The organism is Erythrobacter epiphyticus (assembly GCF_034653295.1).
Classification (GTDB): Bacteria; Pseudomonadota; Alphaproteobacteria; order Sphingomonadales; family Sphingomonadaceae; genus Erythrobacter.
Map to the genome: position 1 here is coordinate 222489 of NZ_JAYEEU010000002.1, position 14866 is coordinate 237354.

Here is a 14866-nt window from a genome sequence, read left to right on the forward strand (position 1 = left end):
CGGCGGCAGAGCCGCCGCAAGCGCGACCGCACGCCCGCAGGTGCTCAAACCCGCAGGGTTTGAAACGCACCGAGGATGTGCCCGCAGATGCGGGCACACTCATCAAACAATCTCCAGCACCACATCCTGCGGCCGGCACAGCCGCACGCCCTTGTCGGTTTCGACCAGCGGGCGCTCGATCAGGATGGGATCGGCCACCATCGCGGCCAGCACCGTGGCCGCATCAGCATCGGGCAGGCCGCGCTCGGCCGCATCGGTGCCGCGCAGCCGCAAGCCCTGCTGCGGCGTGATTCCGGCATCACGATAGAGCTGGGCAAGCTTTTCGGCGGTTGGCGGCGTCTTGAGATACTCGATCACCGTCAATTCGACCCGCGAGAGGCTTTCCAGAATCGCCAGCGTCTTGCGCGATGTCCCGCAATTGGGATTGTGCCAGATCGTTGCTTTCATGCGGGGTCTCCTGCGGGTGTGCTGCGCTGCGCTTTAGGCAAAGGCGCGCAAAAATACCACAGATCAGGCGCGATCGCCGATCATGATATTTTTCCTTTGCACCTGCGAGTGAGTTGCAATAACGCGCTCTCGAATATCTGAAGCTGCAAAGGATTCTCATGATCAATTCGGCCTTCCGCACCGCTCTTCTGCTTGGTTGCGCAAGCCTGTGCCTACCCGCCCATGCCGCCGATACCAGCGCGGACGCGGAAAACGTGGCGGGCGAAACCCCGGTCGGCACCGAGATCGTCGTGGTTGGCGATAACGAAACGGCGAACACCATCAGCGGGTCCTTCAGCACCGTAACGGCGCAGGATCTGAAGCGCAGCCGCGTGCTCAATGTCAACGACGCGCTGCGGCAGGTTGCCGGGGTTTTTCCGCGCGACGAGGAAGGCGCGGGCGCGCGTCCCAATATCGGGATTCGCGGTCTCAACCCCATCCGTTCGACCAAGGTGCTGCTGCTCGAGGATGGTATTCCGCTCGGCTTTGCGCCCTATGGCGATAATGCCGCCTATTATCACCCGCCGATCCAGCGTTTTTCGGGTGTCGAGGTGCTGAAAGGCGCCGGACAGATCCGCTTTGGCCCGCAGACCATCGGCGGCGTTGTCAATTACATCACCCCCGATGTGCCCACAGAGCTGATGGCGCAAGGCACTGTCGCTGGCGGCAACCGCGATCAGTTGACGTTGGATGGGCAGCTTAGCGGACGTCTGCTCGGCGGGGGCGTGATGCTCCATGTCAATCACAACCAGACTGACGGCAATCGTGACAATCAGGCGATCAAATTCACGGATATCTTCCTTAAAGGCGCCTGGGAGCTTGGCCCCGATCACGGCCTCACCATCAAGCTCTCGCGCTTCCGCGAAGATAGCCAGCTCACTTACTCTGGCCTGACCCGCGCCGAATTTGCCATCAATCCGCGCGGCAATGTCTTCATCAATGATGATTTCCAGACCGAGCGGCTCAATGCGACCCTTGCCCATCGCTGGGATCTGACCGGCGACCTGACGCTGCGCACCACGGCCTATTACCACCACTTCGCCCGCGACTGGTGGCGGCAATCCTCCAATTCCGGCCAGCGCCCCAATGATGCGAGCGACCCGGCTTGCGGCGGCCTTGCCAATCTCTCGACCACCTGTGGCAACGAAGGCCGATTGCGCGATTACGACACCTTCGGGATCGAATCGCGGCTGACCATCGATCACGCCCTGCTGGGCATCAGTGGTGCGACCGAGATCGGCGTGCGCGCCCATCAGGAATATCAACGCCGCCGCCAGTGGAATGGCGATACGCCCACCGCACGCACGCCCGGCACGGGCCTCAATGCGGGAGTGCGCGAGAACAGCGAGCGCGATGCGTTCGCCTTTTCCGCCTTCGTCCAATCGCGCCTCGAATTCGGCGATTTTGCCCTTACGCCGGGCGTGCGCGGTGAATTCATCAAGAATGAGCGCCGCAGTCTGCCTGTCGATATGATCGCCGGGGGACGCCCGACCGGTTCGCTCACCGCAGCAGTGAGCGGGAGCGAGCGTCTGAACAAGGTGCTGCCCGGTCTGGGTGCGACCTGGAACATCACGCCGGACGTGACCCTCTACGGCGGCGTGCACCGCGGCTTTGCCCCGCCCCGCGTTGAAGATATCATCACCGCAACGGGCGGATCGGTTGATCTTGATCCTGAACTCAGCACCAACTGGGAGCTTGGGGTGCGGGGAACGATCACGCCCGGTCTGCGCGGCGATGCGACATTCTTCGTGATGGATTTCGACAACCAGATCGTGGCCCAATCAGTTGCCGGAGGCATTGGCACCCAGCTGACCTCGGCCGGGCGCACCCTGCACAAGGGTGGTGAATTGTCGCTGACAGCATCATCGCGCGATGCCGGCTGGACCGCGCCCGAGACGGATGTCTTCGCTCGGCTGGCGACCACATGGGTCGCCGAGGCGCGTTACAACAGCACCCGGATTGCCAGCGCGCCCTGTTTCGATGGAGCCGCTCCCGGTTCGCTGGTTGCCACCGGTGCGGGCGCCGTGCCCTGCGGCGTGGCGCGCGATGTGAATGGAAACCGCTTGCCTTATTCACCCGAATGGCTGCTCTCGGCGGCTCTCGGGGTCGAGCACAAGGGCTTTACCGGCCAGCTCGAACTCGTCAGCCAGTCCGAGATGTTCGCCGATGATGTGAACCTGATCCCGGTCACCCCGGATGGCCAGCGCGGCCTGATCGAAGGCTGGACCCAAGTCAACGTCGCGCTGTCCTATGGCCCGCCCAACGGCAAGTGGGAGGTTTTCACCACTGCCCGCAACCTGTTCGATCGCACCTTCATCATTGATCGCGCGCGCGGCATTCTGCCGGGCCAGCCCTTCACCATCCAGGCCGGGTTGACCGTGCGTTATTGATCTGTCCGGGCGGCAGGCGCCGAAAGCGCCGGAACCGCCTGCGCGGCGTCTTCGGCGCTGATACCCGGAGCCGGCGCAGCGCTCAGCGCTTCGCGGCGCTGCGCCACCCGGCCTGCCAGCTCGATCGCGCGCACCAGCCGGGGATAGACTCCGCAGCGGCAGAGATTGGGCACGGCGGCCTCGATCTCTTCACGGGTCGGGGCGGGATTGCGCGCGATCAGTGCCGCCGCGGCCATCACCATCCCCGGCGTGCAGAAGCCGCATTGGATCGCCTGTTCGGCCACCATCGCCTGCTGCACCGGATGCGCGCGATCCCGCGACAGCCCTTCGATGGTGGTGACATAGCGCCCCTCGGCCTCGGCCAAGGACACCCGGCAGGAACGCAGCGCCGCCCCGTCGATGATCACGGTGCAGGCCGCGCCGATGCAATCATTCCCGCTGCCGCAGCTTTTGGTGCCGGTGAGGTTCGCCGCCTCCCGCAGCGCAAACAGCAGCGGGGTGCGCGGATCGAGATCGAATTCGACCGGCCGCTCGTTGACAATCATGCGGGGCATGCAGGCAGTCTGCCCTAGCTGCGCCAGCTGTTGTCGATGCGATCGATCCGGCGCTTCCACGCCTCGAAATCGAACAGGCCAGCGCCGCCCTGCCCCGCCATCACGGCGAGATCGCGCTGGTGGACGTTGACCACTTCTTGCGGCACCAGCGTGGGATTGCCCATGCCGAGCGTCGCAACCTGGATTTCGCAGGCCCGCTGGACCGCCCACATCTTCACGAACATGCCGGGGATGGTGCGGTCCATCACCACCGGGCCATGGTTGCGCAGCATCAGGATCGACTTGTCGCCGAGGTTCTGGACGAGCCGCTCACCCTCCTCTGCGCGCACGGTGACGCCTTCGAAGTCGTGATAGCCGATCTGGCCCTGAAAATTGCAGGCGTAGAAATTGCACGGGACGAGGCCATCCTTGTGACTCGCCACGGCCATCGTCGCGGTGGTGTGGACGTGGCAGATCGCCGCGGCCCTATCACCCAGATGCTTGTGGAAATAGGCGTGCTGGGTGAAGCCAGCCTTGTTCACCATATATTGCGAGGGGCCGACATTGTTGCCCTCGACATCGATCTTGACGAGATTGCTCGCAGTCACCTCGTCATAAAGCAGGCCGAAGGGATTGATGAGGAAGGTGTTCTCTTCCCCCGGCACTTTCACCGAGATGTGGTTGTAGATCGATTCCGACCAGCCGAGATGATCGAAGATGCGGTAGCACGCCGCCAGATCAAGCCGCGCCTGCCATTCTTCCTTGCTGCAATGGTCCTGCACGCTGGTGCCGCCGTGAAGCTGCGTTGCCATGGTATGTCCTCTCCGCAAAAGCTGCTTTGTCCCCTTAAACCCCGCTTGGATCACGCCCGCAAGCCCGTGCTTGCAAGATATTGCTTTGCCAAGGGCCGCTCTGCTCGCTAGCCCTGTCACTGCATGTCCGCCACTGCCTCTCCACCAGTTCCGCCCTTGCCTGCCGCCGGTGCGAGCGCGCAGGCGCGCCTGGTCACGGGCAGCATCCCGCGCCATCTGCTTGAACAGACCCTGCCGATGATCATCGGCGTGGCGGCGGTGATGTCGATCGGGCTGGTGGATGCCTATTTCATCGGACAATTGGGCCGCGATGCGCTGGCGGCGATTTCGTTCATTTTCCCGGTTTCGGTCGCGCTGACTTCGCTTGGCGTGGGCGTGATGGTGGGGATCAACGCCGTGGTCGCCCGCGCGCTGGGCGAAGGCGATGGCACCCGCGCCGCGCGGCGGGCCAATTTCGGGATTGTTTTCGCGCTGGCCTGCGGGGCGGTGATGGGCGGGGCGCTTTACCTGCTGATCGACCCGCTGTTCGAGGCGATGAATGCCCCGCCCGCCCTGATGCCGCTTATCCGGCTCTACATGGAGCCGCTGGCGCTCGGCTTTCCGCTGATCCTGTTGATTATGGGCTTCAACGGGGTGCTGCGCGGGCAAGGGGAAGCCCGCCGCACCAGTGTGATCAGCATCACCTATGCTGCCGCGAACTGGGTGCTTGATCCGCTGCTCATCACCGGTGCTTTCGGGATCGAGGGTTTTGGCATGGCTGGCGCCGCCTATGCCACGGTGATCGGCTGGGGCGCGGGCGTGGCCATGTGCCTGTGGCTGACCCGCACCACGCAATTGCCGCTTGATCTGTCGCTGCTCAAGGATTGCAACATGGCCGAACAGGCCCGCGCGATCATGCGCATCGGCCTGCCCGCGGCGTTCTCCAACGCGATCAATCCGATGGGGCTTGCGATCCTGACCGCGCTGGTCGCGCTCGAAGGGGACGCGGCTGTCGCCGGCTTCGGCGCGGCGGGCCGGCTGCAAAGCTTCGTGATCGTGCCGCTGCTTGGCCTGTCGGGCGCGATCGGCGCGATCATCGGACAGAACTGGGGCGCGCAGCAATATGGCCGCGCCCGCGAGGCGGCCCTCTATGCAGGCGGTTTCTGCCTCGTCTATGGGCTGGTTGTTGCGCTCGCCATGATCAGCTTCGGTGAATGGTTTGCCTATCTCTTCACCGGCGATCCGGCGGTGATTGCCGAATTTGCACTCTACCTCAAAATCGCGGCATGGGGCTATGCCGGATTTGGTTTGCTGATTGTCGGCAATGGCATCATGAACGCGGTTGACCGGGCGAGCCTTGCGCTGATGCAATCGGTTGGCCGGGTGTTCCTGATCATGCTGCCGACCGCGCTGGTGCTGCGCCCGGCCTGGGGCAGTGCAGCGATCTTCACCGCAGAACTCGCCGCCAATCTGTTTGGCGCTGTCACCGCGATCCTGCTGGTGCGCCATGTGCTGGCCCGCGGCTATCGGCCTTGGGTAAAGACCTGAAAACGCGCATTGCGCTAGGCCAAATTTAACCATCTCGCGGCATAGCAGACCGTATGGATGACCTGCTGGCAGAATTCATCGCGGAAACGCGCGAGATGCTCGAAGCAACCGGGGGCGAGCTTGTCGCGTGGGAAGCCGATCCGGCAGACCGCGCGCGGCTCGACAGCGTGTTCCGCTTCGTGCACACCGTCAAAGGCAATTGCGGCTTCTTCGATTTCCCGCGATTGGCCGCGCTCAGCCATGCAGCCGAGGATGCCCTTGCCGATCTGCGCGCCGGGCGGCGCGAGGCTTCGGCTCCACTGGTTTCCGCCGTGCTCGCGATCATTGATCGCATCGCCGAGATGGTTGAAGCGATCGAGGCGGGCGAGGAGCTGGATAGCGGGGATGATGCCGCGCTGATCGCGGCTCTGGCGGCGGACCATGCGCCGGATAGCAGCGCGGATGCGCCCGAAGCGCCTGCCCCGCTGCTGCCCGAACAATTGATGATGCGGCGCAGCGATCCGGCGGCGAACCTGATCGCGCCGCGCACGATCCGCTTGCCGGTCGAACTGCTGGACCGGGTGATGATCGGCGTCTCCGATATGGTGCTGGCGCGCAATGATCTGGCGCACCGCCTGCGGATTGCCGGCACCCAGCCCACCATCGACGGTCCGTTCGAACGCCTGACAGCGATCCTCTCGGATGTGCGCGATGCCATCACCCGGATGCGGATGCAGCGCATCGAGACGCTGTTCGGCGCGCTGCCGCGCTTGGTGCGCGATCTGTCCGCCGAACTCGGCAAGCAGGTGCTGATCGATCTGGAAGGCGGCAATGTCGAGCTTGATCGCGAGATGATCGAGACCATCCGCGATCCGCTCACCCACATCATCCGCAACGCGATCGACCATGGGATTGAAACCCCTGCTGCCCGCCTCGCAGCGGGCAAGCGCGAGATGGGGCTGCTGACGCTGTCGGCGCACCAATCGGGCAACACTATCGCCATCGTGGTGAGCGATGACGGGCGCGGGCTCGATGCCGAAAAGATCGCCGCCAAGGCGGTGAGCTCGGGCCTGATCACGGCTGCCGAGCGCGCCACCCTGTCGCGCGAGAAGGTGCTGCAACTGATCTTCGAGCCCGGCTTTTCGACCGCGGAGGCTGTCAGCAACATATCGGGCCGCGGGGTCGGCCTTGATGTGGTGCGGCAGAATCTCGAAAAGGTCGGTGGCAGCATTGCCGTGTCGAGCCAGCCCGGAGTGGGCACCCTGTTCACATTACAGATCCCGCTCACGCTCAGCATCATTGCCGGGCTGACCGTCGAGGTTGCGGGCCAGCGGCTCGCCATTCCGCAAGGCTATATCGAGGAAATCATCGAGGCTTCGGCAGAAGCGCTCGATTATGCCCGCATGGGCGAAACCGCGCTGGTCACCTTCCGGGGCGAACGCGTGCCCTGCCTGCTGCTCGCCGATGTGCTGGGCCTGCCCGCGCCGGAGATGACGCAGGGCAGCCACACGCTCGCGCTGCTGCGGCTGGCGAGCGGCGATCTCTTCGCGCTCGCGATCGAGCGCATCCACAGCCACGGCGATCTGGTGGTCAAGCCGCTTGCGCCTGCCGTCATGAAATGCGGGCTCTATGCCGGATCGGCGCTGCTTGATGATGGCCAGCCGGTGCTGCTGCTTGATGTGACGCGGATTGCCGCTGAACACCATCTCCTGTCGGATACCCGCGCGCGTACCGCGCCGCGCAAGGCGGAAATCGCGGGCGATATGGCACAAAGCGCGGGGCGGGTGATGCTCTTTACCGGGCTTGATGGGCGGCGGGCGGCGATCCGGCTCGAACTGGTGCAGCGGATCGAAACCATTCCCGCGAGCGCGATCGACCGCTCGGGCGCGCGCCCACGCGCGGTGATCGACGGGGTGATCTTGCCGCTGACCGGGCTGGGTGACGAGCCGCTTGTGCGCGCCAAGCTGCGCCTGCTGCGGCTGTCTGACGGGCTGACCGAGCTGCTGTATGCCGTGCGCGATGTCGAGGATGCGACCGAACTGCCCGCCAGCCTCGGGGCGGCGGAAGACGATCCGCTGGTCGAAGGGCTTGCACTGATCGGGGGGCGGCCCGTGGCGGTGCTTGATGGCCATGGCCTGTTTGCCCGGTTCGGCGATGCACCCCGCCCGGCGACACGGCCGCAGTGCCTGCTGCCCGACACCGAATGGGCGCGCAGCATCCTTGGTCCGCTGGTGGAAGCGGCGGGCTATCAGGTGGCCGACCCTGCCGAAAGCGATGCCAGCAAGGCGGTGACCATCCTGATGGAAGACGTGTACGAGGCGGCAAGCCATGTCGGGCAATTGCCCGCAGGGCCGATCATCCGGCTGCGCGATCATCCCGATGCTGCGCCCGATTCGCCAAGCATTTACCGCTATGACCGCGAAGCGCTGATCAAGGCGCTGCGCGAAGTCCGCGACAGCGCACCGCTGGCGCGCGCCGCTGCCATGGGAGCCGTGGCATGAGCGCGCTTTTGCTGATGGTTCAGATTGGCGGACGGCGCTGCGCGATCGAGGCACAGGATGTCAAATCCGTGATCGATCTCGGCGTGATCGCGCCGGTCCCGCGCGCACCGTCCTTTATCGCCGGGATCACCGCGCTGCGCAGCCAAGCCCTGACAGTGATCGATTGCCGGCTTGCAATGGGCCTGTCGGACGAGGTCTGGCCCTGCGACAGCCGCGCCGCTGTCGTTGCGGTGGAAGGCCATTCCTATGCGCTGATGGTCGATGCCATCGAGGACATCACCACCGGCTTGAGCGAACCGGGGCAGATCCCCGGCGGCTTCGGGGCGCAATGGTCACGCGCGGCCGATGGCATGATTGAAACGGGAATCGGCCCTGCCCTGCTGCTCAACCTGCCCGCGCTGATCGTCGGGCCCGAGACAAGCATCAGCAGAAACGTCCATGCGGCTTAAGGCGATGGTTACTCCTCGCGTCCTAGCTTGGGTCCGCTTCGAGTTAAGGGGTTTGCATGAATACCTGCCTGATCGTCGATGATTCCCGCGTGATCCGGAAGGTATCGCGGCACATTCTCGAAACCCTCGGCTTTGCAGTGTCCGAGGCCGAAAACGGCCAGCTCGCGCTTGATGCCTGCGCCGAAGCCATGCCCGATGTCGTCCTGCTCGACTGGAACATGCCAGTGATGACCGGCATCGAATTTCTTGTCGCCCTGCGGCAGCGCCCGGGAGGCGACCGGCCCAAAGTGGTATTCTGCACGACCGAGAACGATGTCGCCCACATCCGCGAAGCGATCCAGGCCGGTGCCGACGAATATGTGATGAAGCCGTTTGATCACGAAACGCTCCAGATCAAACTGCAATTGGTCGGCTTTGCGTGAGGACAGCGCCCGCCTCGCCCCGTGCGGCGCCCTTGGCGAGCCCGCCGCGCCTGCATTCGCATGGCGAGAAGGCGGCCCCCATCAAGGTGATGATTGTCGATGATTCGCTGACCGTCCGCACCGCGATCAAGCGCATGGTCGAAAGCGATGCCGGGCTGGCGGTGGCGGCCACGGCCAGCAGTGCTGAAAGCGCGCTGCTCCAGATGAAAGCCGAAGCCCCCGATGTGGTGCTGCTCGATCTCGAAATGCCGGGCATGGGCGGGCTCGATGCCCTGCCCGCGATCCTGCGACTTGTCCCCGATGTGCGGGTTCTGGTGGTGTCGTCGCTAACCGAGGAAGGTGCCGAGGCGACGCTTGCAGCGCTTGCCATGGGCGCGGCCGATACCATGCTCAAGCCGCGTCCCGGCGAATTCAACGAAGGCTATCGCACAGCGCTGATCGAGCGGATCCGTGCGCTCGGTGACAGCAAGACAAGCGAGCAGGGCGAGGCCGATCTGCCCCGGCCCGCGTCAGAAGCGCCGCCAATCAGCGCCACCCTTGCGCAAGCGCGCAAGACCCCGGCGGCAGGCGCGTTCTCCCCGCCGCGCCCGGACGTGATCGCCATTGGCGCTTCGACCGGCGGCATTCATGCGTTGGGCCTGCTGCTGGGGCAACTCAGCCCCGCGCTCGCCCAGCCGATCCTCATCACCCAGCATTTGCCTGCCTCGTTCATGCCGGTGTTCGCGCGTCAGATCGAGAAAACCTGTGGGCGCCAGGCCGTGCTGGCACGCGATGGTCTGGTGCTCGCGCCCGGGCAGATCGTCATCGCCAGCGGCGAAGGGCATCTGGTGGTGCGCCGCCAAGGCGAGGCCTTGGTCGTCGATGTCTCGACCGCTCCCGCCGCAAGCGGCTGCCGTCCTTCGGTTGATCCCATGCTGGCGAGCCTTGCCGAGACCTGCGGCGCGCGCGCGCTGGCGATCATTCTTTCCGGCATGGGCAGCGATGGCCTTGCCGGTGCACAGGTGCTCGCCGCAGCCGGCGGCACGATTCTCGCGCAGGATGCCGCGAGCAGCGCGGTCTGGGGCATGCCCGGTGTTGTCGCGCGTGCCGGGCTGGCCAGCCTTGTCGCTCCGCCCGATGCGCTCGGACAGGCCATCATGGCCTGCGCCACGCCCGCGCGTGCCCTGAGCTGACGGCAAGGCCCCGACCATGATGGAACCGAGCCCCGCTGCCCTTCAAATCATCGCCGATCTGTTGACGATGCACACCGGACAGGAACTGACCGAAAGCCGCCGCTGGCGGATCGGTTCGGCGCTGGCCGGACTGTTCCGGGAACATGGCATCACCAATGTCGAACAGCTTGTCTGCCTGCTCGATGAGCAGCCGGGCGTGCCACCCAATTACGAATTGGTGCGCAAGGTGGTCGAAGCGCTGCTCAACAACGAAACCTATTTCTTCCGCGACAAGCCGACCTTCGATCAATTGCCCAACTCCATCCTGCCCGCGCTGGCCAAGCGCCGGGCGCACACGCGGCGGCTATCGATCTGGTCGGCGGGCTGTTCGACCGGGCAGGAAGTCTATTCGCTTGCCATGCTCTTTGCCGAACAGCGCGAAAAGTGGGAGGGGTGGACCATCGAAATCCTCGGCACCGATGTCTCGCAGCGCGCAATCGCTGCGGCACGGGCCGGGCGCTACAGCCAGTTCGAAGTGCAACGCGGGCTGAGCGTGAGCCAGATGCTCACCCATTTCGATGAACAGGGCGGGGCCTGGCAGATCCGCGACGAAGCCCGGGCCTTTGCCCGGTTCGAGCAGCATAATATCCTGGAGCAGTTCCCCGGACGCAAGTCCTTCGATCTGATCCTGTGCCGCAATGTCCTGCTCTATTTCAACCAGCAGACCCGCACGCATACCTTCAACCGGCTGGCCGAAGCGCTTGCCGGTGATGGCTTCCTGATGCTGGGCGCGGGCGAGACCGTGGCCGGACAGACCGATCAATTCGTGCCCTCGGCGCAATTGGTCGGGCTGTTCCAGCCGCGCACACCGCTGACCATCGGGCATTTGGCCGCTGCCGAATAGGCCACGGTCAGGTACGCGGCGCCATTTTTTACCCCAGATTCACCATGACGATTCAGCAAATCTTGCGGTTGGCCTGATAGACCGAAGGTTCGAAGGATGCGGGCGTGCGTGCCGCAAGCAGCGAAGGCGGTGGAAGTGAGCCCATGCCCCTGAACGCAATGCCATTGCGCCGGACAGCGATTGTCATTGTGCTGGTGCCGCTCGCGGTGCTCAGCATGGTATCGGGGCTGATCCTGATGGTCGCGATTGCGAGCGATCAGATCACGGTCCGCTCGCCGCTGCCCCTGCTTATCGCTGCTGCACTGGTCTATGCCGCCACGCTGGTATTCCTCAGCTGGAACAGCATCACCAATGCGCGCGATCTCGCCGCCATGGGCTCGCTCGATCCGCTGACCCGCCTGCCCAACCGGCGCAGCCTTCAGGAGGATATCGAGTATTTCTCGCGCGGGAATGCGGAAGTTGCTGTCGCCCTGATTGATCTCGACAGCTTCAAGCAGGTCAATGATCATTACGGGCATGCCGTTGGCGATCAATTGATCCAGGCTCTCGCCACCATGCTGCGCGAGGCCTGCGGCGAGGAGGCCCGCGCCTACCGTCTCGGCGGCGATGAATTCGCCGCGATCATGACAGGGCAGGCGGCAGGAACGATACTCGAAGGAATGTCCCGCGCACTGCTGGAACGGCTGGCAGAGCCGGTGTCGATCGGTGACCGGCTGATTGCGATGGGAGCCAGCATCGGGCTGGCGCGCAGCACGGCGCAGGTGCGGCTCGGTTCTTCTGAAATGCTGCGGCGCGCGGATGTCGCGATGTATATGTCCAAGCGCGGCGGCAAGATGCGCTGCACCTGGTTCAGCGAGAATTTCGATCGCCGGCGCGAACGGATGCGCGCGATCGAGGATGAGATCCGCGAAGGGATCACTCGCGGCGAATTCACCGTTGCCTATCAGCCGCTGGTGGATGCCGAAGGGGGCGCGATTGTCGCGGTCGAGGCCTTGCTGCGCTGGGAACGCCCCGACCAGCGCTTGATCGGCCCCAACATCTTCATTCCGATTGCCGAGGATTCCGGGCTGGTCAATCCGCTTGGCCTGTTTGCCATGCGGCAGGCAATGACCGATGCCAAGGCGTGGGGGATTACCCTGTCGGTCAACATTTCCGCGGCGCAATTGCGCAACCCGGAATTTCCGATCCGGCTTGGCGAGATCATCGAGGAAACGGGCTTTGCCCCGGACATGCTCGAACTCGAAGTCACCGAAACCTGTCTGGTGCTCGATCCGGTGGTGGCGGAGCGCACGCTTGATGTGATCCGTAGTTTCGGGGTGCGGATCGTGCTGGATGATTTCGGCACCGGCTATGCCTCGATCGGATTTCTGCGCCGCTTCCGGTTTGAAAAGCTCAAGCTGGATCGCTCGCTGGTGATTCTGGCGGGCGAGGATGATGGCAGCCGCGCCATGATGCTTTCGAGCATTGCCATGGCCCGCGCACTCAACATGAGCGTGACCGCCGAAGGAGTGGAAACCTCGCAGCAGGCCGAGATGGTGCGACAGGCGGGCTGCGATCAGATTCAGGGCTGGCTCTATTTCAAAGCCGTCCCGGCGGCCGAAGTGGATCGCCTGATCAACCACCAGCGCGTCGCCGCTGCGGCCGCCAGCGCGGTCGTGACCCATCTGCCCACACCGGCGATCAAGAACGCCAAGCACTGACCGCACGACTCCGCGGCACTCACCAGACCGGGCCAACCGCCTGACCGGAAAGCTTTTGGAAAGTATTTTCGTTCAGGAAAGATCGCGCAGGATCTGGGGAGTTTTCCATGAATATGATGGCCAAGCACGACCGCCGCGAATCGCAGCAGGTGCCTGATCTCATGCGCGAATTGGCCGCCGAAACGCTTGAAGAAGGCGATATGGCCAACCGGTTTGCGGGGACGACTTCGGCACCCACAAGCCTGTTTGAACGCGTGGCATGGTTTCGCGATCTGACGCTTTCGGGCAAGATCAACGCGATTTTCGGCAGTTTCTTCGCGATCGGCTTTGCCATTGCGCTGGTCATGACGCTCGGCATGTCGGATATCTGGCAGCGCTACCAGACCTCCTATGCGATGCAGAAGGGGGTGATCACGGCCACGGCGCTGCACGGCACCACCGGGGAAATGCGGCTCCACGCCCTGCGCTTTGCTACCGATGGCGATGCCGCGCAGCGTGTGCGCCAGAGTGACAGCGCGCAGGCCGCCAGAGAGCAGCTTGCCGCCATTGCCCCCGTTATTGCCACCACCGCGCCTGATCTCGCGGGTCGGATCGATGATCTCGAACAGCAGCTCAAGGATTATGATGCGAGCTTTGCCCGCATCGCTGCTGGCGGCACCGGCGAGGCGCAACGCGCGGCCATCGGGGCTGACCTGACGCGGCAAGGCGATGCTCTCTTCACCGACACCCGCGCTTTCGCCGCCGAACTGACCGCGCGCAGCGAAGCGCTCAGAGCGGCAGGGATCAGCCACTTCTTTGGCATCGTCACCTGGATTGCGGGGCTGGCCGCGCTCGGGATTGCCGTTCTGGTGGTCGGGCTGGCCTATCTCTCACGCGATTTCTCGCACAAGATCGGCGAGATCACCAGCGGGATGACCCTGCTCGCACAGGGCAACCGCAACTTCGATATCACCGGTGCCGAGCGCAAGGATGAAATCGGCGCCATGGTGCGCGCGCTCGACCTGTTCAAGCGTGCCAGCAAGCGGCTCGAAGACTGGGCGCGCGAACGCGCCGAGCGGGCCGAGCAGGAAATCCGCAATCAGCTGGAACGCGAACGCGAACGCCAGGAAGCGGAAGAGCGCAAGGCCGTGCTGCTCGACGAAGTGGCGCGCCAGTTCGAACGCACGGTCGGCGAAGTGGTCGAGCGCGTTGCCAGCGCCTCGAGCGAGCTCAACACCACCGCCTCGAAGATGGCGGAAAGCGCAGAGGAAGCCAGCCGCCGCACCAGCGAGGTCGCGGTCTCGATGGAAGAAGCCAATGCCGGCGCCACTTCGGCCGCAGCAGCAAGCGATGAATTCGCGCTGTCGATCAACGAAATCAGCCGTCAGGCCGCCTCATCGAGCGAGCTGGCACGGCTGGCGAGCGAAGCCACCGGCGAGGCTGATGAGACCATCTCGGCGCTGTCGGCCTCGGCCGAGGAGGTCGGCCAGATTGTCGAGCTGATCCAGACGATCGCGCAGCGCACCAACCTGCTTGCCCTCAATGCCAGCATCGAGGCCGCGCGCGGCGGCGAAGCGGGCCGGGGCTTTGCGGTGGTTGCCAGCGAGGTCAAGGAACTCGCCATGCAGACCAGCCGCGCCACCGAAAAGGTCGCCGAGCAAATCCGCGCCATGCAGGACACCACCGGCGCCAGCGTCAAGGCGCTGCGCGCGATTGCCGGGCAGGTGCAACAGCTCGAAACCACCGCGGTCTCGATTGCAAGTGCGGTCGATCAGCAATCGGTGGCGGGGCAGGATCTCGCGCGTTCGATCGATCTCGCCGCGCGCGGCACAGAGCGGGTCGCGGGCCATATCGAGGATGTGCGGCAATTGTCGCTCTCGACCGGCGCCGCCGCCTCGCAGGTGCTGACAAGCGCGACCGAGCTCGATCAACAGGCCGCGCATCTCAGCCAGCAAGTGAAGGATTTCCTGCGGCGCGTGCGCGACGCCTGAGGATTGCCCGCCGCAGCACAGCGGCGTAAGGCAAAGGCCTCT

At 64.6% G+C, this 14866-nt stretch carries 12 protein-coding genes; 9 read left to right on the forward strand and 3 right to left on the reverse strand.

From position 1 onward, the window contains the following. Window positions 1-102 precede the first annotated feature (102 nt). On the reverse strand, window positions 103-447 hold the full coding sequence (locus SOQ14_RS01550; protein WP_322896184.1) for an arsenate reductase family protein: 345 nt from the start codon (window positions 445-447) through the stop codon (window positions 103-105). A 158-nt stretch (window positions 448-605) separates the two neighbouring features. Between SOQ14_RS01550 and SOQ14_RS01555 the strand changes: the two genes are divergently transcribed. Continuing rightward, window positions 606-2876 (forward strand): TonB-dependent receptor family protein, encoded by a 2271-nt coding sequence (locus SOQ14_RS01555; protein WP_322896186.1) that lies wholly within the window; start codon window positions 606-608, stop codon window positions 2874-2876. Here SOQ14_RS01555 and SOQ14_RS01560 read toward each other — a convergent pair. Next, on the reverse strand, window positions 2870-3430 hold the full coding sequence (locus SOQ14_RS01560) for a (2Fe-2S)-binding protein (RefSeq protein WP_322896188.1): 561 nt from the start codon (window positions 3428-3430) through the stop codon (window positions 2870-2872). The genes SOQ14_RS01555 and SOQ14_RS01560 overlap by 7 nt on opposite strands. 14 nt (window positions 3431-3444) lie before the next feature. Beyond that, window positions 3445-4221 (reverse strand): class II aldolase/adducin family protein, encoded by a 777-nt coding sequence (locus SOQ14_RS01565; RefSeq protein WP_322896190.1) that lies wholly within the window; start codon window positions 4219-4221, stop codon window positions 3445-3447. A gap of 123 nt (window positions 4222-4344) precedes the next feature. Between SOQ14_RS01565 and SOQ14_RS01570 the strand changes: the two genes are divergently transcribed. The 8 genes from SOQ14_RS01570 to SOQ14_RS01605 all read left to right on the forward strand — a co-directional run bounded on the left by SOQ14_RS01570 (window position 4345) and on the right by SOQ14_RS01605 (window position 14824). Next, the gene (locus SOQ14_RS01570; RefSeq protein WP_322896192.1) at window positions 4345-5748 is read left to right on the forward strand and encodes an MATE family efflux transporter; all 1404 of its coding nucleotides are present in this window, start codon (window positions 4345-4347) and stop codon (window positions 5746-5748) included. 53 nt (window positions 5749-5801) lie between these two features. Then, window positions 5802-8228, forward strand: a complete 2427-nt coding sequence (locus tag SOQ14_RS01575; RefSeq protein ID WP_322896194.1) for a chemotaxis protein CheA — start codon at window positions 5802-5804, stop codon at window positions 8226-8228. Further along, complete coding sequence (locus tag SOQ14_RS01580) at window positions 8225-8677, forward strand: chemotaxis protein CheW (protein ID WP_322896196.1); 453 nt, start codon at window positions 8225-8227, stop codon at window positions 8675-8677. The genes SOQ14_RS01575 and SOQ14_RS01580 overlap by 4 nt, the downstream gene beginning before the upstream one ends. A 56-nt stretch (window positions 8678-8733) precedes the next feature. Further along, complete coding sequence (locus SOQ14_RS01585) at window positions 8734-9099, forward strand: response regulator (protein WP_322896197.1); 366 nt, start codon at window positions 8734-8736, stop codon at window positions 9097-9099. Then, window positions 9096-10271: a chemotaxis-specific protein-glutamate methyltransferase CheB gene (gene cheB / locus SOQ14_RS01590; protein ID WP_322896199.1), complete on the forward strand. Its 1176-nt coding sequence runs from the start codon at window positions 9096-9098 to the stop codon at window positions 10269-10271. The genes SOQ14_RS01585 and cheB overlap by 4 nt, the downstream gene beginning before the upstream one ends. Window positions 10272-10287: 16 nt before the next feature. Continuing rightward, complete coding sequence (locus SOQ14_RS01595; RefSeq protein ID WP_322896201.1) at window positions 10288-11154, forward strand: CheR family methyltransferase; 867 nt, start codon at window positions 10288-10290, stop codon at window positions 11152-11154. 143 nt (window positions 11155-11297) lie between these two features. Continuing rightward, window positions 11298-12854, forward strand: a complete 1557-nt coding sequence (locus SOQ14_RS01600; protein WP_322896202.1) for a putative bifunctional diguanylate cyclase/phosphodiesterase — start codon at window positions 11298-11300, stop codon at window positions 12852-12854. A gap of 107 nt (window positions 12855-12961) precedes the next feature. After that, window positions 12962-14824 (forward strand): methyl-accepting chemotaxis protein, encoded by a 1863-nt coding sequence (locus SOQ14_RS01605; RefSeq protein WP_322896204.1) that lies wholly within the window; start codon window positions 12962-12964, stop codon window positions 14822-14824. Window positions 14825-14866 lie beyond the last annotated feature (42 nt).

Coding starts and splice junctions, on each gene's coding strand:
- SOQ14_RS01550 (WP_322896184.1), bottom strand. CDS start 447: ATGAAAGCAACGATCTGGCACAATCCCAATTGCGGGACATCGCGCAAG.
- SOQ14_RS01555 (WP_322896186.1), top strand. CDS start 606: ATGATCAATTCGGCCTTCCGCACCGCTCTTCTGCTTGGTTGCGCAAGC.
- SOQ14_RS01560 (WP_322896188.1), bottom strand. CDS start 3,430: ATGCCCCGCATGATTGTCAACGAGCGGCCGGTCGAATTCGATCTCGAT.
- SOQ14_RS01565 (WP_322896190.1), bottom strand. CDS start 4,221: ATGGCAACGCAGCTTCACGGCGGCACCAGCGTGCAGGACCATTGCAGC.
- SOQ14_RS01570 (WP_322896192.1), top strand. CDS start 4,345: ATGTCCGCCACTGCCTCTCCACCAGTTCCGCCCTTGCCTGCCGCCGGT.
- SOQ14_RS01575 (WP_322896194.1), top strand. CDS start 5,802: ATGGATGACCTGCTGGCAGAATTCATCGCGGAAACGCGCGAGATGCTC.
- SOQ14_RS01580 (WP_322896196.1), top strand. CDS start 8,225: ATGAGCGCGCTTTTGCTGATGGTTCAGATTGGCGGACGGCGCTGCGCG.
- SOQ14_RS01585 (WP_322896197.1), top strand. CDS start 8,734: ATGAATACCTGCCTGATCGTCGATGATTCCCGCGTGATCCGGAAGGTA.
- SOQ14_RS01595 (WP_322896201.1), top strand. CDS start 10,288: ATGATGGAACCGAGCCCCGCTGCCCTTCAAATCATCGCCGATCTGTTG.
- SOQ14_RS01600 (WP_322896202.1), top strand. CDS start 11,298: ATGCCCCTGAACGCAATGCCATTGCGCCGGACAGCGATTGTCATTGTG.
- SOQ14_RS01605 (WP_322896204.1), top strand. CDS start 12,962: ATGAATATGATGGCCAAGCACGACCGCCGCGAATCGCAGCAGGTGCCT.